At 70.7% G+C, this 19,407-nt stretch carries 21 protein-coding genes; 14 read left to right on the forward strand and 7 right to left on the reverse strand.

Annotated features, from left to right (window positions below; all coding sequences use genetic code 11):
- Nucleotides 1–40 precede the first annotated feature (40 nt).
- Nucleotides 41–1,156, forward strand: coding sequence for a MerR family transcriptional regulator (locus tag BS80_RS24620; protein WP_083975166.1), 1,116 nt, complete (start codon nt 41–43; stop codon nt 1,154–1,156).
- Nucleotides 1,157–1,187: 31 nt separating this feature from the next.
- Here the strand turns inward: BS80_RS24620 and BS80_RS24625 are convergent, their stop codons facing one another.
- Nucleotides 1,188–1,670, reverse strand: coding sequence for a hypothetical protein (locus tag BS80_RS24625; RefSeq protein ID WP_083975168.1), 483 nt, complete (start codon nt 1,668–1,670; stop codon nt 1,188–1,190).
- 326 nt (nt 1,671–1,996) lie between these two features.
- On the opposite strand from BS80_RS24625, the gene hemL reads away from it, so the two are divergent.
- The 7 genes from hemL (at nt 1,997) to BS80_RS24660 (ending at nt 9,084) form a co-directional block, all read left to right on the forward strand.
- Nucleotides 1,997–3,325: a glutamate-1-semialdehyde 2,1-aminomutase gene (hemL, locus tag BS80_RS24630; RefSeq protein WP_035800712.1), complete on the forward strand. Its 1,329-nt coding sequence runs from the start codon at nt 1,997–1,999 to the stop codon at nt 3,323–3,325.
- 13 nt (nt 3,326–3,338) lie between these two features.
- The gene (locus tag BS80_RS24635; RefSeq protein WP_035800714.1) at nt 3,339–4,022 is read left to right on the forward strand and encodes a histidine phosphatase family protein; all 684 of its coding nucleotides are present in this window, start codon (nt 3,339–3,341) and stop codon (nt 4,020–4,022) included.
- A gap of 268 nt (nt 4,023–4,290) precedes the next feature.
- On the forward strand, nt 4,291–4,773 hold the full coding sequence (locus tag BS80_RS24640) for a TlpA family protein disulfide reductase (RefSeq protein ID WP_332262190.1): 483 nt from the start codon (nt 4,291–4,293) through the stop codon (nt 4,771–4,773).
- Between the two features lie 44 nt (nt 4,774–4,817).
- Nucleotides 4,818–5,552 (forward strand): cytochrome c biogenesis CcdA family protein, encoded by a 735-nt coding sequence (locus BS80_RS24645; protein WP_157536612.1) that lies wholly within the window; start codon nt 4,818–4,820, stop codon nt 5,550–5,552.
- Nucleotides 5,553–5,554: 2 nt separating this feature from the next.
- The gene (gene resB, locus BS80_RS24650; RefSeq protein WP_035800717.1) at nt 5,555–7,318 is read left to right on the forward strand and encodes a cytochrome c biogenesis protein ResB; all 1,764 of its coding nucleotides are present in this window, start codon (nt 5,555–5,557) and stop codon (nt 7,316–7,318) included.
- A gap of 3 nt (nt 7,319–7,321) precedes the next feature.
- Nucleotides 7,322–8,476, forward strand: coding sequence for a c-type cytochrome biogenesis protein CcsB (gene ccsB, locus BS80_RS24655; RefSeq protein WP_035800719.1), 1,155 nt, complete (start codon nt 7,322–7,324; stop codon nt 8,474–8,476).
- Nucleotides 8,477–8,679: 203 nt separating this feature from the next.
- Nucleotides 8,680–9,084, forward strand: a complete 405-nt coding sequence (locus BS80_RS24660) for a hypothetical protein (RefSeq protein WP_035800720.1) — start codon at nt 8,680–8,682, stop codon at nt 9,082–9,084.
- A 106-nt stretch (nt 9,085–9,190) separates the two neighbouring features.
- Here BS80_RS24660 and BS80_RS24665 read toward each other — a convergent pair whose 3' ends face one another.
- The 3 genes from BS80_RS24665 to BS80_RS24675 all read right to left on the reverse strand — a co-directional run bounded on the left by BS80_RS24665 (nt 9,191) and on the right by BS80_RS24675 (nt 11,956).
- Nucleotides 9,191–9,385 carry an acyl-CoA carboxylase subunit epsilon gene (locus tag BS80_RS24665; RefSeq protein WP_035800721.1) on the reverse strand — a complete coding sequence of 65 codons (195 nt, stop codon included), beginning with the start codon at nt 9,383–9,385 and terminating at the stop codon, nt 9,191–9,193.
- Nucleotides 9,386–9,437: 52 nt separating this feature from the next.
- Nucleotides 9,438–11,030: an acyl-CoA carboxylase subunit beta gene (locus BS80_RS24670; RefSeq protein ID WP_035800725.1), complete on the reverse strand. Its 1,593-nt coding sequence runs from the start codon at nt 11,028–11,030 to the stop codon at nt 9,438–9,440.
- A 455-nt stretch (nt 11,031–11,485) separates the two neighbouring features.
- Nucleotides 11,486–11,956 (reverse strand): PLD nuclease N-terminal domain-containing protein, encoded by a 471-nt coding sequence (locus BS80_RS24675; RefSeq protein ID WP_035800727.1) that lies wholly within the window; start codon nt 11,954–11,956, stop codon nt 11,486–11,488.
- 103 nt (nt 11,957–12,059) lie between these two features.
- On the opposite strand from BS80_RS24675, the gene BS80_RS24680 reads away from it, so the two are divergent.
- The 5 genes from BS80_RS24680 to BS80_RS24700 all read left to right on the forward strand — a co-directional run bounded on the left by BS80_RS24680 (nt 12,060) and on the right by BS80_RS24700 (nt 16,438).
- Nucleotides 12,060–13,517 (forward strand): menaquinone biosynthesis decarboxylase, encoded by a 1,458-nt coding sequence (locus tag BS80_RS24680; protein WP_035800730.1) that lies wholly within the window; start codon nt 12,060–12,062, stop codon nt 13,515–13,517.
- Nucleotides 13,518–13,581: 64 nt separating this feature from the next.
- The gene (gene mqnP / locus BS80_RS24685; RefSeq protein WP_035800731.1) at nt 13,582–14,490 is read left to right on the forward strand and encodes a menaquinone biosynthesis prenyltransferase MqnP; all 909 of its coding nucleotides are present in this window, start codon (nt 13,582–13,584) and stop codon (nt 14,488–14,490) included.
- A 97-nt stretch (nt 14,491–14,587) separates the two neighbouring features.
- Complete coding sequence (locus BS80_RS24690; protein WP_035800732.1) at nt 14,588–14,977, forward strand: VOC family protein; 390 nt, start codon at nt 14,588–14,590, stop codon at nt 14,975–14,977.
- 34 nt (nt 14,978–15,011) lie between these two features.
- Nucleotides 15,012–15,881, forward strand: coding sequence for an alpha/beta fold hydrolase (locus tag BS80_RS24695; protein ID WP_232246591.1), 870 nt, complete (start codon nt 15,012–15,014; stop codon nt 15,879–15,881).
- A 344-nt stretch (nt 15,882–16,225) separates the two neighbouring features.
- Nucleotides 16,226–16,438 carry a cold-shock protein gene (locus tag BS80_RS24700; RefSeq protein WP_035800734.1) on the forward strand — a complete coding sequence of 71 codons (213 nt, stop codon included), beginning with the start codon at nt 16,226–16,228 and terminating at the stop codon, nt 16,436–16,438.
- 23 nt (nt 16,439–16,461) lie between these two features.
- On the opposite strand, the gene BS80_RS24705 is transcribed toward BS80_RS24700, so the two are convergent.
- The 3 genes from BS80_RS24705 to BS80_RS24715 all read right to left on the reverse strand — a co-directional run bounded on the left by BS80_RS24705 (nt 16,462) and on the right by BS80_RS24715 (nt 18,619).
- Nucleotides 16,462–17,172, reverse strand: coding sequence for an MOSC domain-containing protein (locus BS80_RS24705; protein ID WP_035802771.1), 711 nt, complete (start codon nt 17,170–17,172; stop codon nt 16,462–16,464).
- A gap of 96 nt (nt 17,173–17,268) precedes the next feature.
- Nucleotides 17,269–17,742, reverse strand: coding sequence for a hypothetical protein (locus BS80_RS24710; RefSeq protein ID WP_035800736.1), 474 nt, complete (start codon nt 17,740–17,742; stop codon nt 17,269–17,271).
- An 82-nt stretch (nt 17,743–17,824) separates the two neighbouring features.
- Complete coding sequence (locus BS80_RS24715) at nt 17,825–18,619, reverse strand: cyclase family protein (RefSeq protein WP_232246592.1); 795 nt, start codon at nt 18,617–18,619, stop codon at nt 17,825–17,827.
- 40 nt (nt 18,620–18,659) lie between these two features.
- On the opposite strand from BS80_RS24715, the gene BS80_RS24720 reads away from it, so the two are divergent.
- Entirely contained in the window at nt 18,660–19,307 is a 648-nt protein-coding gene (locus BS80_RS24720) for a UbiX family flavin prenyltransferase (RefSeq protein ID WP_035800737.1), read from the forward strand.
- Nucleotides 19,308–19,407: the final 100 nt, after the last annotated feature.

Here is a 19,407-nt window from a genome sequence, read left to right on the forward strand (position 1 = left end):
GCTTGACCCTCACGCGGCGTGATGCCGCATTCTCGGGGGCGTGGAAGAACACCTGACCGTGGGACGCGTGGCCGAGCTCGCCGCAGTGAGCGTGCGCACGCTGCACCACTACGACGAGATCGGCCTCGTCCAGCCCTCCGCGCGCACCGCAGCCGGCTACCGGGCCTATGCGGCGGGCGAGGTGGAGCGACTGCGGGAGGTCCTGGCCTACCGGCGGCTTGGCTTCGGACTGCGCGAGATCGCGGATCTGGTGGACGACCCGAACACCGACGCGGTGGCACACCTGCACCGGCTGCGCGGCCTGCTGTTGGAACAGCGCGATCGCGCCGCCGCCACGGTGACCGCCATAGACCACGAACTGGAGAGACGGGCGATGGGGATCAGGACGACGCCGGAGGAACAACTCAAGGTGTTCGGAGCAGAGTTGTACGAGGTCATCGGCTCCGCCTACCCGGCGACCCGGCGCACCGAGCCGCGGATCGCCGAACAGGTCTGGGCCGCCCTGGGCGACGCCCGGACGGTACTCAACGTCGGCGCCGGCACCGGCTCCTACGAGCCCCCCGGCCGTGAGGTGACCGCAGTGGAACCGTCGGCCGTCATGCGGGCCCTGCGCCCCGCGGGCGCCGCGCCGTGCGTGGACGCGAGCGGCGAGCGCCTCCCGTTCGCGGACCAGTCCTTCGACGCCGCAATGGCCTTCAGCACCATCCACCACTGGCAGGACCCGATCGCCGGCCTGCGCGAGATGCGACGGGTGGCCCGGCGCGTGGTGGTGTTCACGCACGACGCCAGCGACGTCGGCTGGCGCAACCGCTTCTGGCTCAGCCGCGACTACCTCCCCGAGGTGGCCGCCATGGTCGCCGGCCGCCCCTCGGTCGACCGGCTGGCCGCCGCCATCGGCGCCCGCCTGGAGCCCGTCCTCATCCCCTGGGACTGCGCCGACGGCTTCTTCGAGGCCTACTGGCGCCGCCCCGAGGCCTACCTCGAAGAACACGTCCGCCGCGCGGTGTCGGTCTGGACCCGCGTCGGCCCCGAAGCCGAACAGCGCGCCGTGACCAACCTCCGCGCCGACCTCGCCTCCGGCCGCTGGGCCGACCGCAACCCCGAGCTCGTCGCCCTCGACGCAGCCGAACTCGGCCTGCGCCTGCTCATCGCCTGATCCCCCCCTCAGAATCCTTCGGCCTCCCGGCTCAGGGCCAGACCAGGCAGTACAGCTGGTGCCCCGCGTCGTGCAGCCGGTTCGCGAAGTCCTGCCACTCGTGCAGCATCGAGTAGATGACGAACGCGTCGCGCGGCCCGCGGCGGTCGGGGACGGTGGACCAGATGAACGCGGCGGCGCCGAGCTCGGTCTCGTCCGCCTTGCGCAGGGGCTCGACGACGGTGTGCGGGAGCTGCACGACGGCGTAGTCGGGGTGCAGGACGACCAGTTCCAGCGGCGGTACCTGGTGCAGCGGGACGCCCTGGATGCCGGTGAGCACCATCGCGCTCATGGTCTCAGGTTTGATCTTGGTGGAGAGGTGGCCGTTCGGTGAGCCGCTGGTCTCCATCAGGTCGCCCAGGCGGCCGAGCGAGCCGAGCTCGCCGGCGTCCAGCCCCAGGCCGCCGGGGCCCAGCGCTGTGGGGACTCTCGCGGCGGTGGCGCGGTCGGGTGCGCCGAAGTACTTGTAGGTCACCCCCACCCGTCCTTCACCCCGCCTTCCCCTTCCTCTGGACCCGCCTGCCCGTGGGCCGGGATCCATATCCGCCGCCGTGGCCTCCTCGAAGCCGTCGTGCGCCTCGGACACTCTCGGACCATCCTCACCGGAATTCGCCGGAACCGACAGACCTTCGGGCCACCGGTGTCCCTCCGGAGGCCCTTGCACGTCGACCGTGCTCTCCCCAGTGTGCGGGACGACGGGACAGCGGCCGCACACGGATCATCGTTCCAGATGATCGGCTCCGACATGCAGAGGTAAAGGACACGATTTGAGACCGGACCCGTTTGAGAGGATGTGGTCTCGTGAGCTACCCGTATGAAGCACCTCAGTCCCAGCTGCTCTTCGACCGCGCCTCGATCGTGACCCCCGGCGGGGTGAACTCCCCGGTGCGCGCCTTCCGCGCGGTGGGCGGCACCCCGCGCTTCATGGTGTCCGGCACCGGCCCCTACCTGACCGACGCCGACGGCCGTGAGTACGTCGACCTGGTCTGCTCCTGGGGACCGATGATCCTCGGCCACGCGCACCCCGCCGTGATCGACGCCGTCCAGCAGGCTGTGACGCGCGGCACCTCCTTCGGCACGCCCGGCCAGGGCGAGGTCGAGCTGGCCGAGGAGATCGTCTCCCGGGTGGCTCCGGTGGAGCAGGTCCGGCTGGTCTCCTCCGGCACCGAGGCCACCATGTCGGCCATCCGGCTGGCCCGCGGCTTCACCGGCCGGGCGAAGATCGTCAAGTTCGCCGGCTGCTACCACGGTCACGTGGACGCGCTGCTGGCCGCGGCCGGTTCCGGCGTGGCGACCTTCGGCCTGCCCGACACGCCCGGTGTGACGGGCGCTCAGGCCGGCGACACCATCGTGCTGCCGTACAACGACCTCGCCGCCGTCGAGCAGGCCTTCGCGCGCCACGCCGGGGAGATCGCCTGTGTGATCACCGAGGCCTCGCCCGGGAACATGGGCGTCGTCCCGCCGGCCGCCGGTTTCAACGCGGGCCTGTCCCGGCTCTGCCGCGAGAACGGCGCGCTCTTCATCTCCGACGAGGTGATGACCGGCTTCCGCGTCTCCAAGGCCGGCTGGTACGGCCTGGAGGCCGCCCACGAGGGCTGGGCCCCCGACCTGCTCACCTTCGGCAAGGTGATGGGCGGCGGCTTCCCGGCGGCGGCCTTCGGCGGTCGCGCGGACGTGATGGCCTACCTGGCGCCGGCCGGCCCGGTCTACCAGGCGGGCACGCTCTCCGGGAACCCGATCGCCACCGCGGCGGGCCTGGCCCAGCTGCGCGGCTGCACCGACGAGACGTACGCCACCGTCGACCGGGTCGCCGACACGGTCTCCGGCCTGGTCGGCGACGCGCTGACGAAGGAGGGTGTGACGCACCGCCTGCAGAAGGCGGGCAACATGTTCTCGGTCTTCTTCACCGACGAGCAGGTGACGGACTACGACTCGGCGAAGCGTCAGCAGGCCTTCCGCTACACCGGGTTCTTCCACAGCCTGCTCGCGGACGGCGTCTACCTGCCGCCGTCCGCCTTCGAGTCCTGGTTCGTCTCGGCGGCCCATGACGAGCGGGCGATCGAGAAGATCGCCGCCGCCCTCCCCGCCGCGGCCCGCGCGGCGGCCCAGGCCCAGCCCACCCAGAACTGAGGACGCGAACCAGATGAGCGCCAAAGAGATCACCGTGGTGCACCTCATGCGGCACGGCGAGGTGCACAACCCCGAGGGCGTGCTCTACGGCCGGCTGCCTGACTACCACCTCTCCGAGCTCGGACGGCAGATGGCCGACCGGGTGGCCGAGCACCTGGCCGACCACGACATCACCCACGTGGTCGCCTCCCCGCTGGAGCGCGCCCAGGAGACCGCCGCGCCGATCGGCGCGTCGCACGGGCTGACCGTCGCCACCGACGACGGGCTGATCGAGGCCGAGAACGTCTTCCAGGGCAAGACCTTCGGGGTCGGCGACGGCTCGCTGCGCAACCCGCGCTACTGGCCGCACCTGGTCAACCCGTTCCGGCCGTCCTGGGGCGAGCCGTACGTCGAGCAGGCCGTGCGGATGATGGGCGCGCTGGCCGCCGCCCGGGACGCCGCCCGCGGGCACGAGGCGGTCTGCGTCAGCCACCAGCTGCCGATCTGGACGGCCCGCTCGTTCGCCGAGCGCCGCCGGCTCTGGCACGACCCGCGCAAGCGGCAGTGCTCGCTGGCCTCGCTGACCAGCTTCACCTACGAGGGCGACAAGCTGGTCTCGGTCGGCTACCGCGAGCCGGCCCGCGACCTGCTGCCGGCGCACCTGACCGGCAAGGGCTCCAAGGGGGACGTGCCGGTGGGCAAGAGCTTCGGCGCCTGACCGTCCGACCAGCCTGTCAGGACCTGATCCGGTCTTTACACCCGCAGCTCAGGGTGGGTCCGACCCGCAAGGTCGGACCCCCCTAAAGCCTCCCAAAGTCCCATGCGAAACTTTTCACATGTCTGGTACGTCGCTCCCCCAGCCTTCGGTCGGGCGGACCCCCTCCCGCCTCCGCCTCGCTGCGGCCCTGATTGCCTCGGCCGTTGCGCTCACGCTCGCCGGGTGCTCTTCGTCAGGCTCGGGCGGCGGTGACGCGCAGGCCGGATTCGTGATCGGCAACGGCGGTATCGACACCGCGCCGATCGCCGGCCGGCAGCCCGCGCCCGCCATCTCCGGCAAGACGCTGGAGGGCTCCAACGCCGCCCTCTCCGACTACCGCGGCAAGATCGTCGTCCTGAACATCTGGGGCTCCTGGTGCTCGCCCTGCCGGGCCGAGGCCAAGGGCCTGGAGCAGGTCTACGAGAAGTACAAGGGCCAGGGGGTGCAGTTCCTCGGGATCAACACCCGGGACACCAGCATCACCAACGCCAAGCAGTTCGAGGACGTCAACGGGATCAGCTACCCGAGCCTGTTCGACCCGGACGGCACCCAGATCCTCAAGTTCCCCAAGGGCAGCCTGAACCCGCAGTCCATCCCGACCACGATCGTGATCGACCGCGAGGGCCGGCTCGCCGCCCGCGCGATGAAGGCGCTGCCCGCCGAGGACCTGGAGTCGATGCTCACGCCGATCCTGGCGGAGCCGACGTCGTGAGTGCCGGCGTCCTGGTCGCCCTGGGGGAGACCAACGGCACCGTCATGAACGGGCCGCTGCTGCTCGCGACGCCGATCGCGGTGGCAGCCGGCCTGGTCTCGTTCTTCTCCCCGTGCGTGCTGCCGCTGGTCCCCGGCTACCTCTCCTACGTCACCGGCTTCTCCGCGGCCGACCTGGCCGACGCCCAGGGCGCCCGGCGCGGCCGGATGCTGGCCGGCTCGATGCTCTTCATCCTCGGCTTCGCCGCCGTCTTCGTCTCCTTCGGCGCCCTGTTCGGCGAGTTCGGCCTGACCCTGCGGGAGCACCAGACCGCCATCGACCGGGTGATGGGCGTGCTGACCATCCTGATGGGCCTGGCCTTCATGGGCCTGCTGCCCGGGTTCGGGATGCGCGAACTGCGCTCGCACCGCCGTCCGGTGGTCGGGCTGGTCGGAGCCCCGCTGCTCGGCATCGTCTTCGGCCTGGGCTGGGCCCCGTGCATCGGCCCGACCCTGACCTCGGTGCTGAGCCTGTCGGCCAGTCAGGCCAGCGCGGGGCGCGGCGCCTTTCTGACGGCGGTGTACTGCTTCGGTCTGGGCGTACCGTTCATCGTGGCCGCGCTGACCTTCCGGCGTGCCCTGGGCGCGTTCGGCTGGGTCAAGCGCCACTACCAGTGGGTCATGCGCCTGGGTGGCGGCATGCTCGTCGTGGTCGGCCTGCTCCTCGTGACCGGTGCCTGGAACGAGCTGATCAACCAGCTCCAGTACCTGGCACCCAACGACTCCTCGATCGGAATCTGACCGTGAGTGACACCGACCTCAAGCCCCCGGCGGACGAGGAGTCCGCCGAGCGGATGAGCAGCGCCCCGGTCGAGGCGGACGCTCCTACCGGCATAGGAGTCATCGGCTGGACGCGCTGGATGTGGCGTCAGCTGACCTCGATGCGGGTCGCGCTGATTTTGCTCTTCCTGCTGTCGCTCGCGGCCATCCCCGGTTCGCTGATCCCGCAGAACAGCCAGAACGCCTTCAAGGTGCAGACCTGGAAGGCGGCTCACCAGTCGATCGCGCCGGTCTACGAGAAGCTCCAGCTGTTCGACGTCTACAGCTCGGTCTGGTTCTCGGCGATCTACATCCTGCTCTTCATCTCGCTGGCCGGCTGCATCATCCCGCGCACCTGGCAGTTCGTCGGCGTGATCCGGGCCGATCCGCCGGCCGCGCCGCACAACCTGACCCGGATGCCGGTCTACGCCGCCTGGCACACCGACGCCGACCCCGAGACCGTCAACGCCGCCGCACACCGGCTGCTGCGCAAGCGCCGGTTCCGCGCGCACCTGAGCACCGGGACGAAGGGCGCGGTCGCCGCCGAGAAGGGCTACCTGCGCGAGGTCGGCAACCTGCTCTTCCACCTCTCGCTGTTCGCCCTGCTGGCCGGGTTCGCCTGGGCCAGCCTGGCCAGCGGCCAGGGCGGCAAGCTGGTGGTCGAGGGCGACGGCTTCGCCAACACGATGACCCAGCTCGACGACTTCACCGGCTCGGCGTTCTACGGGCCCGAGGATCTCGACCCGTTCGGCTTCAAGCTCGACAACTTCACCGCCAGCTACCAGACCACCGGCGACCAGATGGGCAATGCGCGCGAGTTCGTCGCGCACATCCGCTACTGGGAGGGCGACGACAGCAGCAAGCTGAAGGCCGGTGACATCCAGGTCAACCACCCGCTGGACATCGGCGGCAGCAAGGTCTTCCTGATCGGCCACGGCTACGCCCCGGTGATCACGGTCCGGGACGCGACCGGCAAGGTGGTCTACCACGACACCGTCCCCTTCCTGCCGCAGGACAGCAACCTCACCTCGACCGGTGTGGTCAAGGTCGGCGACTACGGGGACAAGGACGGCAAGAAGGTCCAGCTCGGTTTCCAGGGCTTCTTCCTGCCGACCGCGCCGGCCAACTTCGGCCCGACCACCGGCCCGATCTCGCTCTTCCCGGGTGACGCGTCCCCGCTGCTGGTGCTGACCGCCTACGCGGGCGACCTCGGCACCGACTCCGGTCTGCCGCAGAACGTCTACCAGCTGGACCTCACCCACCTGACCCAGCTGCAGCAGGACGGCGGGCCGGCCAAGGCCAAGATGACGCCGGGCCAGGTCTGGCAGCTGCCGAACAACTACGGCACCATCTCGTTCGACTCCTACAAGCAGTGGGCGACCTTCAGCGTCTCGCACCGCCCGGGCAACTCCGTCGCCCTGACGGGTGCGGTGCTCGCCGTGCTCGGCCTGATCGGCTCGCTCTTCGTGCAGCGCCGCCGGATCTGGGTCCGCGCCGTGGTCGGCCCGGACGGCCGGACGCTGGTGGAGCTGGCGGGCCTGGCCCGCAGCGAGTCCGCGCGGATCGCCGAGGAGCTGGCCGAACTGGCCGTGGACCTCCAGGACGACGCGCCGGCCCTGGAAGAGCCCGCCGAGCCCCTCCCCGCTGAGACACCCGACACGTCCGAGACGTCCGACACGCCCGACGCCTCATCAGTTCCCGCGACATCTGCCCCCGCCCGCCCTGCCGACTCGGAATCCAAGGAGTAGACGGTGATTCTCGCCTCCGGGGTCAATCCCCATCTGGCTGAGCTCTCCAACAAGCTCATCTACTCGGCCATGGCTGTGTACCTGCTGGCCATGTTCGCCTACATGTTCGAGTGGACCTTCGGCAGCAAGGGCGCGGTGGCGGTACGTTCCGCCGAGCAGGCCACGCTGGCCGAGACGGCCGCCGCCGCCACCCTGCCCCAGCAGGCGAAGGTGGCCAAGGCCGCCAAGTCGGTGACCGTCACGGTGGCCTCGCCCGGTGGCGGGACCACCACGCTGACCCGCACCGCGCTGGCCGGCGAAGGCGCCACGGTGGTCACCAGCGGCCGCGGCGACGGCGACGTGCTGGACGGCCCGGGTGCGGCCGGCACCAGCGAGAAGGGCGACATGGCGGGCCGGATGGCCGTCTCGCTGACCGTCCTGGGCTTCCTGATCAACGCGGGCGGCGTGTTCACCCGCGGCCTGTCGGTGATGCGCTGGCCGTGGGGGAACATGTACGAGTTCTCCTGCGCGTTCGCCGTCTCCACGGTGGCCGCGTTCCTGATGCTGCTGCTGGCGAAGAAGCCGGTCCGCTGGCTCGGGCTGCCGGTGGTGCTGACCGCCGTGCTGACGCTGGGCCTGGCCACCACGGTGCTCTACACCGACTCCGAGCAGCTGGTGCCCGCCCTGCACTCGTACTGGCTGGGCATCCACGTGACCACCGCGATCATCTCCGGTGGCGCCCTGCACGCGGCCTTCGTGGTCACTGCCCTCTACCTGGGCAAGGACACCTACGACAAGCGGATCGCGGCCGGCAAGACCACCGGCCCGTTCAACACCGCCGCCTCCGTCTGGGACCGGCTGCCCGCCGCCGCGACGCTGGACAAGCTCTCCTACCGGATCAACGCGATGGTCTTCCCGCTGTGGACGTTCACCATCATCGCGGGCGCGATCTGGGCCGAGTCCGCCTGGGGCAAGTACTGGGAGTGGGACCCGAAGGAGACCTGGTCGTTCATCACCTGGGTCGCCTACGCCTGCTACCTGCACGCGCGCGCCACGGCCGGCTGGAAGGGCCGCAAGGCAGCGTACCTGGCCTGCCTGGCCTTCGCCTGCTTCGTCTTCAACTACTACGGCGTCAACATCTTCGTCACCGGCAAGCACTCGTACGCCGGCGTCGGATAGCCGTCCCGCCCCGCCATCGGGAACGGTGCAGGCGCCCTCGGGCACCTGCACCGTTTCCGATCGTGAACACCTGGCTGAACAGGTGTCAGCGTGCCGATGGTGGGGATGTCTCCGGATGGACCGACGAATCGGCTGTGACAAGGTAGTACGTACCGGCACTGACCACTGATGCCGTGTACCGGAGACTGCGGGGAGGCCGCGCCATGGACAGCGAAGAGGTCATGCTGACGGTCCGCATCACCGTCGGAGAGCGCTCACTGCTGCGGCAGCTGGCGCAGGGTCACCGGAGCGACCTCTCCGAGGTGGTGGCCGACGGACTGCTCGACGTGCTGCCGACGCTGCAGGGCACCGCGCGGGCGTACGGGCTGCTCGCCGCGCTCGCGGAGCCGGCGCCCTGCGCGCTGACGGTCTGGCTGCCGGCCCCGCTGGCCGACCTGCTGGTGCCGGCCGCGTCCCAGGTGGCGCTGGCCACCGGCGTGCGGCTGGGGTCGGGGTCGGCGATGCTCGGGGCGGCGCTGCGGCTCTGGCTGTCGCAGGACCCCGAGCTGCTCGCCGGGAACCTCCGGGTGATGCACGCGGGCCGGCCGGTCGGCCTGGTCGCCGCGTAGCCGCCGAACCGTCCGGCACCGACCCGCGCAGACACCGAAGCCCGGCCCCCAACAGGGCCGGGCTTCGTCGTTCGTGCCGTACCGTGCAGTGCCGTGCGGCCTCGCGCTACGCGGCCTGCTGCCAGCTGACGGGCGAGTAGTACGCCGGACGGCGCTCCAGGCGCTGCCACCGGGCGATCGGCTCCAGCGGGACGGCGGCGGCCGCCGCGGTCTGCTGTGCGGCCGCGCGGGCCAGCAGGACGACGGTCAGCGCGGCGAGTTCCTCGTCGGTGAGGGTGCCGCGGGTGATGGTGATGTTCATGCTGATCCTTTCGCTCGGCGGGTCGGTCCTGCGGTGTGGCGCTCGCGTGGTGCTACATGGGCGGGTTGCCGTGCTTGCGGGAGGGCAGGTCGGCGTGCTTGGTGCGGAGCATGGCGAGGGCGGCGGCCAGGACGGTGCGGGTCTCGGCGGGGTCGATGACGTCGTCGACGAGGCCGCGTTCGGCCGCGTAGTACGGGTGCATGAGTTCGTTCTTGTATTCCTTGATCTTCTGGGCGCGCATCGCCTCGGGGTCCTCGGCGGCGTTGATGTCGCGGCGGAAGATCACGTTGGCGGCGCCCTCGGCACCCATCACGGCGATCTCGTTGGTCGGCCACGCGTAGGACAGGTCCGCGCCGATCGAGCGCGAGTCCATCACGATGTACGCGCCGCCGTAGGCCTTGCGCAGGATCAGCTGGATCCGCGGGACGGTGGCGTTGCAGTAGGCGTAGAGGAGCTTGGCGCCGTGGCGGATGATGCCCTCGTGCTCCTGGTCGACGCCGGGCAGGAAGCCGGGCACGTCCAGCAGGGTGACCAGCGGGATGTTGAAGGCGTCGCACATCTGCACGAAGCGGGCGGCCTTTTCCGACGCATTGATGTCCAGGACGCCCGCCAGGGACTGCGGCTGGTTGGCGATCAGCCCCACCACGTGGCCGTCGATGCGGGCCAGCGCGACGATGACGTTGGTGGCCCAGCGCTCGTGGACCTCCAGGTACTCGCCGTGGTCGACGATCTCCTCCAACACCTTGCGCATGTCGTAGGGCCGGTTGCCGTCGGCGGGCACCAGGTCCAGCAGCGCCTCGCAGCGCCGCTCCACCGGGTCCTCGGCGGGCGTGGCCGGCGGCATCTCACGGTTGTTCTGCGGCAGCATCGACAGCAGGAACCGCACCTCCTCGATGCACGACTGCTCGTCGTCGTACGCGAAGTGCGACACCCCCGACACCGCCGAGTGCACGTCCGCGCCGCCCAGACCGTTCTGGCTGATCTTCTCCCCGGTGACGGCCTGCACCACGTCCGGACCGGTGATGAACATCTGCGACGTCTCACGGACCATGAACACGAAGTCCGTCAACGCCGGACTGTAGGCCGCGCCGCCCGCGCACGGGCCCAGCATCACCGAGATCTGCGGGATCACCCCCGACGCTCGGGTGTTGCGCTGGAAGATACCGCCGTAACCGGCCAGCGCCGTGACGCCCTCCTGGATCCGGGCCCCGGCACCGTCGTTCAGCGACACCAGCGGCGCACCCGCCGCGATCGCCATGTCCATGATCTTGTGGATCTTCTGCGCATGCGCCTCACCCAGCGCCCCACCGAAGATCCGGAAATCATGCGCGTAGGTGAACACCGTCCGGCCGTTCACCGTGCCCCAACCCACGATCACACCATCGGTATGCGGCTTCTTCCCCTCCAGCCCGAAACCCGACGCACGGTGCCGACGCAACGGCTCCACCTCATGGAACGACCCCGCGTCCAACAGCAGGTCGATCCGCTCACGCGCCGTCAACTTGCCCTTGGCGTGCTGCGCCTCGGTGGCCTTGTCGCTCGGGCCGCGCCGCACCTGCTCACGCAGCTCGTGCAACTCCGCCACCCGGCCACGAGTATCGGCCGGCCCGTCAGCGTCGGCGGGGGCCCCGTGCAGCACCGTCATCTCGAACTCCAAGGTATGAGGCGAGTGTCCGAGCAGTCGGTGTCGGCTTTGTCTCCCCCGGCTGCGATTCGCATCTTCACCTATGACAGTACGAGGGGTGACCACTCCGTTTCGGCGTTGGTTCCGTACAAGGTCAAGGCTGATTACATGTCGGAGCCGTACAGAAGCGCCTGTGGGCAGGGGTTGGCAGGGGCGAGCCGGGGGGTATGGCGAAGGTCACGCCGGCGGCGGGGTTCCGGTGTGACCGGGTGATCCGGTGATGCGGTGATTGCGCAGCTCAGCGGCGGTGCGGCGGGTGATCGGCGGTGCTCGGCGCAGGCCCGCGGGGGGTTCGGCGGGAGCGCCGCGGCGCGTCGCCGGAAACCGTACGCGATGCCAGGTTTCTCGTTCGGGCTCGTAGGGATGCGCCAAAAAATTTGTCGGGCCTCACCGAAGCCGCTGATCACGCGGGTGCTTCAGGCCTTGGGTCGGCCCGCGCCGTCCTCGGGGTGCTCGTCCTCCGGCTGGTCAGAGCCCCGCAGGTCCTGCTCGCGGCGGCGCAGATCGGCCTCCCACTGCGCGAGCATGGCCTCGTGCCGCTTGTTCTCCCGGCCCAGCGAGGCCAGGAACTCGGGGTCGTCGTCGGGGGCCAGCGGGCGGCCGCCACGGCTGTGCCCGGTCGGGGGCGGGGTCGGCCGGTCGTCGTCGCCCGGGGCCTCGCCGGTCGACCAGGAGAGCCGTCCGCCGGCCCGCGCACCCGCGCCGCGCTGCCGACCGGCCGCCAGCCAGGCGATCGGACCGATCAGCACCTCGCCGAACAGCAGGATGATGATCACCCACACCACCTTCGGCAGGTGGCGGACCTCCTGCTCAGGTGTGGTCAGGCAGTCGATGAACGCCCAGGCCCACAGGCCCAGCACGATGACGTACGGCAGCAGTCTCAGCACGGCGCTTGTTTCCCCCAGCGACTGGCGGGTCGAGGCGCCACCGGAACGGCAGCGGGGACCCTCTTGACCAGCCCAGGCTAGCGCGTACCCGATACTTGCCTGCATGGCATACGACGATCTCCGCTCGTTTCTGCGGGCTCTCGAACGAGACGGTGACCTCAAGCGCATCAAGGCTGAGGTCGACCCCCATCTGGAGATCGGGGAGATCGTCGATCGCGTCCAGAAGGCCAAGGGCCCGGCGTTGCTCTTCGAGAACGTCAAGGGCTCCTCGATGCCGCTGGCGATGAACGTCTTCGGCACCGAGCGCAGGCTCGCCAAGTCGCTCGGCCTCAAGGGACCGGAGGAGATCGCGGAGAAGATCGCCGGCCTGCTGAAGCCCGAGCTGCCGCACGGCTTCACCGGCTTCCGGGACGCCTTCGGCAAGCTCGCCTCGATGGCGCACGTGCCGCCGCGCAAGGTGAAGCCGACCGAGGCGCCGGTGCAGGAGGTCGTGCTGACCGGTGACGACGTCGACCTCGACGCGCTGCCCGCGCTCTTCACCTGGCCGCAGGACGGCGGGTCCTTCTTCAACCTGGGCCTGACCCACACCAAGGACCCCGACACCGGTATCCGCAACCTCGGCCTCTACCGCCTCCAGCGGCACGACAAGCGGACCATCGGCATGCACTGGCAGATCCACAAGGACAGCCGCAACCACTACGCGGTGGCCGCCAAGCGCGGCGAGCGCCTGCCGGTCGCGATCGCCTTCGGCTGCCCGCCGGTCGTGACGTACGCGGCCACCGCGCCGCTGCCGGGCGACATCGACGAGTACCTGTTCGCGGGCTTCGTGGCCGGTGAGCGGGTCAAGATGGTCGACTGCAAGACCGTCCCGCTCCAGGTCCCGGCGGACGCCGAGGTGGTCCTGGAGGGCTGGCTGGAGCCCGGCGAGATGCTCCCCGAGGGCCCGTTCGGCGACCACACCGGCTTCTACACGCCGCAGGAGCCGTTCCCGGCGCTCACCATCGACTGCGTGACGATGCGCCGCCGCCCGATCCTGCAGTCCATCGTGGTCGGCCGGCCGCCGACCGAGGACGGCCCGCTGGGCAAGTTCACCGAGCGGTTCTTCCTGCCGTTGCTGAAGATCATCATCCCGGACATCGTCGACTACGACCTGCCCGAGGCCGGCGGCTTCCACAACTGCGTGATCGTCTCGATCGACAAGAAGTACCCCAAGCACGCGCAGAAGGTGATGCACGCCATCTGGGGCGCCCACATGATGTCGCTGACCAAGCTGATCATCGTGGTGGACGCCGACTGCGACGTGCACGACTACCAGGAGGTGGCCTGGCGGGCGCTGGGCAACACCGACTACAGCCGCGACCTGTCCGTGGTCGAGGGCCCGGTGGACCACCTGGACCACGCCTCCTACCAGCAGTTCTGGGGCGGCAAGGCGGGCATCGACGCGACCCGCAAGCTCCCCGAGGAGGGCTACACCCGCGACGGCGGCTGGCCCGAGATGGTCACCTCCGACCCCGCCACCGCGGCGCTGGTCACCGAGCGCTGGAAGGAATACGGACTGTGAGCGAGCGAGCCGTGGATAGGTGCGTGTTGCGCGAAGCGCCTGCCGAGCGCAGCGAGGTGGCCGCATGAGCGCCACCGCCGAGGCCTTCGAAGCCCCGCCGAACAAGGCGAAGGCCTTCCTGCGCCTGGTCCTGATCGAGCACTCCGTCTTCGCCCTCCCGTTCGCCTACATCGCCACGCTGACCGCGATGTTCCTGGCCGACAAGCGGGTGCACTGGGGCCAGCTGCTGATCGTCACCGTCGCGATGGTGAGCCTGCGGACCTTCGCGATGGCGGCGAACCGGATCATCGACCGCGAGATCGACGCCCGCAACCCGCGCACGGCCGGCCGTGAGCTGGTCACCGGCGCGGTCTCGCTGCGCACCGCCTACACCGGCTCGGCGATCGCGCTGCTGGTCTTCCTGGGCGCGGCGGCGCTGCTCAACCCGCTCTGCCTGGCGCTGGCGCCGGTCGCGGTGGTGCCGATGGTGGTCTACCCGTACGGCAAGCGGTTCACCGACTTCCCGCACGCGATCCTGGGCCTGGCCCAGGCGATGGGCCCGGTCGGCGCCTGGCTGGCGGTCACCGGCTCGTGGTCCTGGGACGCGGTGGTGCTCGGCCTCGCGGTCGGCATCTGGATCGGCGGCTTCGACCTGATCTTCGGCTGCCAGGACGTCGCCGCCGACCGGGCCGAGGGCGTCCGCTCGGTGCCGGCCCGCTTCGGGGTCCCCGCCGCGCTGTACGGCGCGCGCGGCTGCCACGTCGTCACCACCGGGCTGCTGGCCTGGTACGGCGTGCTCACCCACGCCGGGCCGGCCTTCTTCGTCGGGCTGGTCGTGGTGGTCGCCGCGTTCCTGTACGAGCACTCGATCGTCAAGCCGGGCGACCTGTCGCGGCTCAACCGGGCCTTCTTCACGACCAACGGGTTCGTCGGCATGTCGCTCTTCGCCTTCGCCCTGCTCGACCTGATCCTGCGCGGCCTGCGGATCGGCTGAGCCGCTCCTCCCCGAAGCCCCCGCGTGGACGGTCAATCCCGACCGCGCGGGGGCTTCTGCGCGATGATTCCGGTATCCGAGCCCGGAGGAGATCGCGATGATCGGTACCCTGCAGTCCGTCGTCCTGGACTGCCACTACCCGGCCGCGCTGGCCCGCTTCTACGCCGCCGTGCTCGGTGGCGAGGTGGACCGGCCGGACCCGTCGGTCGACGAGGACTGGTCCACCCTGCACACGCCGGACGGCCAACTGCTCGCCTTCCAGCGGGTTGCCGACTTCCACCCGCCGCAGTGGCCCGATCCCGCCCACCCGCAGCAGTTCCACCTCGACATCGCCGTCCCCGACCTGGACGCGGCCGAGCGGGAGGTGGTCGCCCTCGGCGCGGCCCCGCTCCAGCGGGAGGACACGTTCCGTGTCTACACGGACCCGGCCGGGCACCCGTTCTGTCTGGTGTACGAGCCGGCTACCGGCGGTCGTACTGACGGATGACTGATTCGGCTTTCCGCGGGCTCCGACAGACTCCGTGCAGCGGACGGAACACCCCGGCCGCGGTGACGAGTTGCAGGAGATCCTGATGCCGTACTTCGAGACCACCGACGGAACCCGGCTCGCCTACGAGGACTACGGGACGGGCCGGCCCGTCGTCTTCAACGCGAGCTGGACGCTCAACGCGGACATGTGGGAGCGCCAGATCCCGTACATCGCGGAGCGCGGCTACCGCTGCATCGCGCTGGACCGCCGCGGCCACGGCCGCTCGGAGCGTCCGTCGACCGGCTACGACCTGGACACCACCGCCGATGACCTGGCCGCCCTGTTCGAGCACCTGGACCTGCGGGACGCGGTGCTGGTCGGCCACTCGATGGGCGGCGCCGAGGCGGCCCACTACCTCGCGCGGCACGGCGAGGACCGGGTGGCCAAGGTCGCGTTCGTCTCGGCGACGCTGCCGTTCCTGATGCGGACGGACGACAACCCGGGCGGCGTCCCGGAGGAGATCCTGATCGCCGGCGTGGACGACCTGCGCCGGGACCGGGCGAACTGGTTCACCCGCCAGTCCCAGGCCTTCTTCGCCACCCAGTTGGGCAACGCGATCTCTCCGGCGGCCATCGAGGCGACGATCCAGCAGACGATGTCGGCGTCGCCGTGGGCGACCGTCAAGTTGATGGAGTCGCTCGTCCGCACCGACTTCCGGGACGGGCTGCGCAAGATCACCATCCCCGTGCTGATCATCCACGGCGTCGCGGACTTCTCCGCGAACATCGACCTGACCGCGCGGCGCACGGCCGAGCTGATCCCGGGCCGGATCTACACCGAGTACCCGACCGCCGGCCACGGCCTCTTCCTGACGCACGCGGACGAACTCAACGACGACCTCCTGGAGTTCATCGCCGGCTGACGACTGACAGGTCAGCCGGTGTCCTGCTCCTCGGACGCGGTCCGGTGGCGCGGGCATCGGCAACTCGGCCAGCTGAGCGGGTCGTGCGACGGGTGCTCGGACTCGACCACCTCACAGGGAGACAGGTCGACGCGCTGCCCAGGTCTGTCCTTCGTTGCCGCCACCCGCGACAGCCGCTTCGGCGCGCTCTGACCTCCCCATCCTCGTCCCCACCCCTCCCAGTGGGACGGGCAGAGCCATAACTCTCCGTAGGAAGTCGTTTACACAGCGCGGCGCCTGAGGCATGATCAGCCCCGTGGGGCCGTCCGGCCGTCACAGGTTGAACGCACCCCAGGGAGCAGAGCATGGCCGAGCGGCAGAACGGCGTCGTGAAGTGGTTCAACGACGAGAAGGGCTACGGGTTCATCAGCCCCGAGAGCGGCCCGGACCTCTTCGTGCACTTCCGGGCGATCCAGGGCAACGGCTTCAAGTCCCTGGTGGAGGGCCAGAAGGTGACCTTCGTCGCCGTCCAGGGTCAGAAGGGCATGCAGGCCGACGAGGTCCAGCCCGAGGTCTGACCCGGCCTGACCCGGCGTGACCCTCAGCCCAGCCGCAGGCGGTCGCCCACCCGCAGCGGCCCGGCGACGGTGACGGTGGCCAGCGCGTCCAGCCGGTTGCCGTGGGCCTTGGCGATCGTGCGCAGGATCTCCGGGGCGTGCGGCAGGCCGGGTTGGGCGGTGCCGGTCATCGCGCAGCGCTCGCTTGCGCGGACGAAGGTCAGCCGGGCGCCGGAGGTGAACTGGCCCTCCTCGCCGAACCATTCGTCCTCGACGAACGGCGGGGTGCCGGGCGGCGTGCGCAGCACGATGTTGGGGCGGAACCGTCGTTCGTCCACCAGGGCGCTGGGGACGGCCTCGCGAACCCAGTCCAGGGTGGCCGTGGTGAGCAGGCTGACCGGCAGTTGGTCGAAGTGCGAGATCGCGTCCTCGCGGGCCAACTCGACGTCGTCCCGCTGGAGGTAGGCGCGCAGGAAGGCGTTCGGGTCGGCCACCGGCCGGCCGAGGGGGTCGAGCAGTTCGGGTCCGTCGAGCCGGTGTCCGAGGCGCGAGCCGAGTCGGAGCAGGCCGTCCATCCGGCGAAAGCGCCGGGTGTTCTTGCCCGAGCCGAACTTCCCCTCGCCGTCCCGCACGGCGTACAACCGGTCGCCCGCCAGCCCCCGTTCGTCGACCAGGACCTCCGACAGGCGTTCACCGCCGGTGGACTTCACGGGGTAGCGCCAGAGTCGCTCGACTACTCCGATGATCTCTGCCATGGGCATGCAGCCTATCTGCCCCGACGGCCCATGGTCTAGACCTATCGATGTCGGCAGGCCGCCCGACTCCTCGGCGATCACCGGGTGTTGGGCTCTTCAGCCCCGCCGCTTGGCCGACTTGCGGCCCTGCGCGCCCTTCGCCGCCCGCACCTGCTTGCGCCAGTACGCGATGACCTCGTCCCGGTGGGCGGCGAACTCGGGGTCGGGGTTGGCCGAGGTGTTGATCGGGTACGGCAGGTTGAAGTCCTTGCCGCCGGTCGTCCGCACCGTCATCACGGACGTGGTGCGTGCCTGCTTCTCGGCCACCGCCGCGATCTCGCTCCACGGGCGCTGCCGCATCGGGACGAAGAAGCGGTGGACCCGGATGCCCTCGCTGCTGAGGGTGGTCCGGCCGCCGGCCGCACCCAGGGCGAAGACCGCGATCACGAGCGCCATCACGGAGACCAGCGGCACCAGGTTGCTGTGGTTGACCAGCAGGGAGACGGCGGTGAGGCCGCCGAGGAGCAGCACGATCCGGGTCATGAAGCGCAGGAAGCGGCCGGAGGAGAGGGTGAAAGTCAGGGTGTCCACCTGAGCGAGGGTACTTACCCGCAGGTCACAGTGCCGATCCGATCCACATCACAGTTCGGACAGTCACGACACTCCGGACAGCTCAGCCGACCTTCGCCACCGCACGGATCGGCGCTCCGTCGGCGGCGGCCAGGCGCAGCGGGAAGAGGCTGACCGAGATCGGCTTGTCCCGCGCCTGGGCCTCCAGCAGCGGGGTCAGGTCGGTGAGGTTCTCCGCGATGACCGCGCCGCCGTCGGCCCCGAGCAGGACCCGGTGGGCGGCCAGGGTGGGCTCCTCGGCCGCCGGCGCGCTGTCGTGCTCGTCGGTGAGGCCGGCCAGCAGGACGGCGACGGCGGGGTCGGCCGGCCCGGGGTCGGGGGTGGGGTCGACGCTGAGCGCGTCCACGCCGACCGTCCGGACGCCCGCCGCGACGATCGCCTCGGCCGCCGCGGGGCTGAGGTACGGGTGGGCGAGGTAGCGGTCGGTGCCCCAGAACCTCGGCCAGCCGGTGGCGAGCAGCAGGACGGCGCCGGGGGCCAGCCCGGTCAGCCGGGCCAGCGCGGGCGCCAGCTGGTCCGCGGTGACCTCCGTCCGGGCCGGCAGCGCCCGCAGGTCGGCGATCACCGCGGGGCCGGTGAAGAGCTCCAGCGGCAGCCCGTCCAGCGTCGGCCAGGTGACGTCCACGTGGTACGGCGCGTCCACATGGGTGCCGGACTGCGAGCCGAGGTGCACGCTCAGCACGTTGACGCCGGCCGTGTCGGTGGTCAGGGCCGGGGTCAGCGCGACCTCGGGGTCGCCGGGGTAGACGGGCATACCGGTGGTGACCTGATGGGTCAGGTCGATCAGGGTCGGCGCCTGGTCGGTCGGCGCCTGCGCAGGAGTCGCAGCCGGAGTCACGGGCCCATCCTCCCGCTTCCCACGCTCTAGGGTGCTGGGTATGGGCAAGGAAGAAGACGGCGTTCGGCGGCCGTGGGTGGTCGGGGTGTCGGGCGCGTCGGGCACCCCGTACGCGGCCTCGGTGATCCGGGCGCTGCTGGAGGCCGGCGAGGCGGTGGACCTGGTGGTCAGCCGGGCGGCCCGGCTGACCATCCTGGACGAGACGGGCATCACGTTCCGCGACGCGCACTGGCAGCAGGACCTCACGCAGTGGCTCGGCCGCGGCGTGGAGAACGTCCGTTACTGGCCGGCCGGTGACTTCGCGGCCGGCCCGTCCAGCGGCTCGTACCCGGCCAAGGGGATGCTGGTGGTGCCCGCGACCACCGGCGCGGTGGCCGGGATCGCGCTCGGGCTGAGCAAGGACCTGCTCCAGCGGGCCGCCGCCGTCACCCTCAAGGAGCGCCGCCCGCTGGTGGTCTGCGTCCGGGAGACCCCGCTCGACGGGGTGACGCTGCGCCACCTGGTGGAACTCGACGCGGCCGGCGCGGTCGTGCTTCCCGCCTCGCCCGGCTTCTACGCGGGCGGCTCCACGGCACAGGAGCTGGTGGACTTCGTGGCGGGCCGGGTGCTCGACGCGGTCGGCGTGGAGCACCGGCTCTACCGTCGCTGGAGGGGCGAACTGGGTGCCGCACGCAAGGAGGGGGCGTAGGAACCCCCGCGCCGGGAGAGTATGTTCTCTGCGATATCCGGGTTGGTCCATGGGTGGGCCCTTGGAATCCGGATAATGATCTCTGGGTCTGGCAAGGTTC

Origin of the sequence: Kitasatospora mediocidica KCTC 9733, from assembly GCF_000744225.1 — a bacterium.
Classification (GTDB): domain Bacteria; phylum Actinomycetota; class Actinomycetes; order Streptomycetales; family Streptomycetaceae; genus Kitasatospora; species Kitasatospora mediocidica.

Excerpts from the sequence above, each read along its gene's own strand:
- BS80_RS24635 (WP_035800714.1), top strand. The coding sequence starts at position 3,339 with ATGAGCGCCAAAGAGATCACCGTGGTGCACCTCATGCGGCACGGCGAG.
- BS80_RS24645 (WP_157536612.1), top strand. The coding sequence starts at position 4,818 with ATGAACGGGCCGCTGCTGCTCGCGACGCCGATCGCGGTGGCAGCCGGC.
- BS80_RS24660 (WP_035800720.1), top strand. The coding sequence starts at position 8,680 with ATGGACAGCGAAGAGGTCATGCTGACGGTCCGCATCACCGTCGGAGAG.
- BS80_RS24665 (WP_035800721.1), bottom strand. The coding sequence starts at position 9,385 with ATGAACATCACCATCACCCGCGGCACCCTCACCGACGAGGAACTCGCC.
- BS80_RS24670 (WP_035800725.1), bottom strand. The coding sequence starts at position 11,030 with ATGACGGTGCTGCACGGGGCCCCCGCCGACGCTGACGGGCCGGCCGAT.
- BS80_RS24680 (WP_035800730.1), top strand. The coding sequence starts at position 12,060 with ATGGCATACGACGATCTCCGCTCGTTTCTGCGGGCTCTCGAACGAGAC.
- mqnP (WP_035800731.1), top strand. The coding sequence starts at position 13,582 with ATGAGCGCCACCGCCGAGGCCTTCGAAGCCCCGCCGAACAAGGCGAAG.
- BS80_RS24690 (WP_035800732.1), top strand. The coding sequence starts at position 14,588 with ATGATCGGTACCCTGCAGTCCGTCGTCCTGGACTGCCACTACCCGGCC.
- BS80_RS24700 (WP_035800734.1), top strand. The coding sequence starts at position 16,226 with ATGGCCGAGCGGCAGAACGGCGTCGTGAAGTGGTTCAACGACGAGAAG.
- BS80_RS24705 (WP_035802771.1), bottom strand. The coding sequence starts at position 17,172 with ATGGCAGAGATCATCGGAGTAGTCGAGCGACTCTGGCGCTACCCCGTG.
- BS80_RS24720 (WP_035800737.1), top strand. The coding sequence starts at position 18,660 with ATGGGCAAGGAAGAAGACGGCGTTCGGCGGCCGTGGGTGGTCGGGGTG.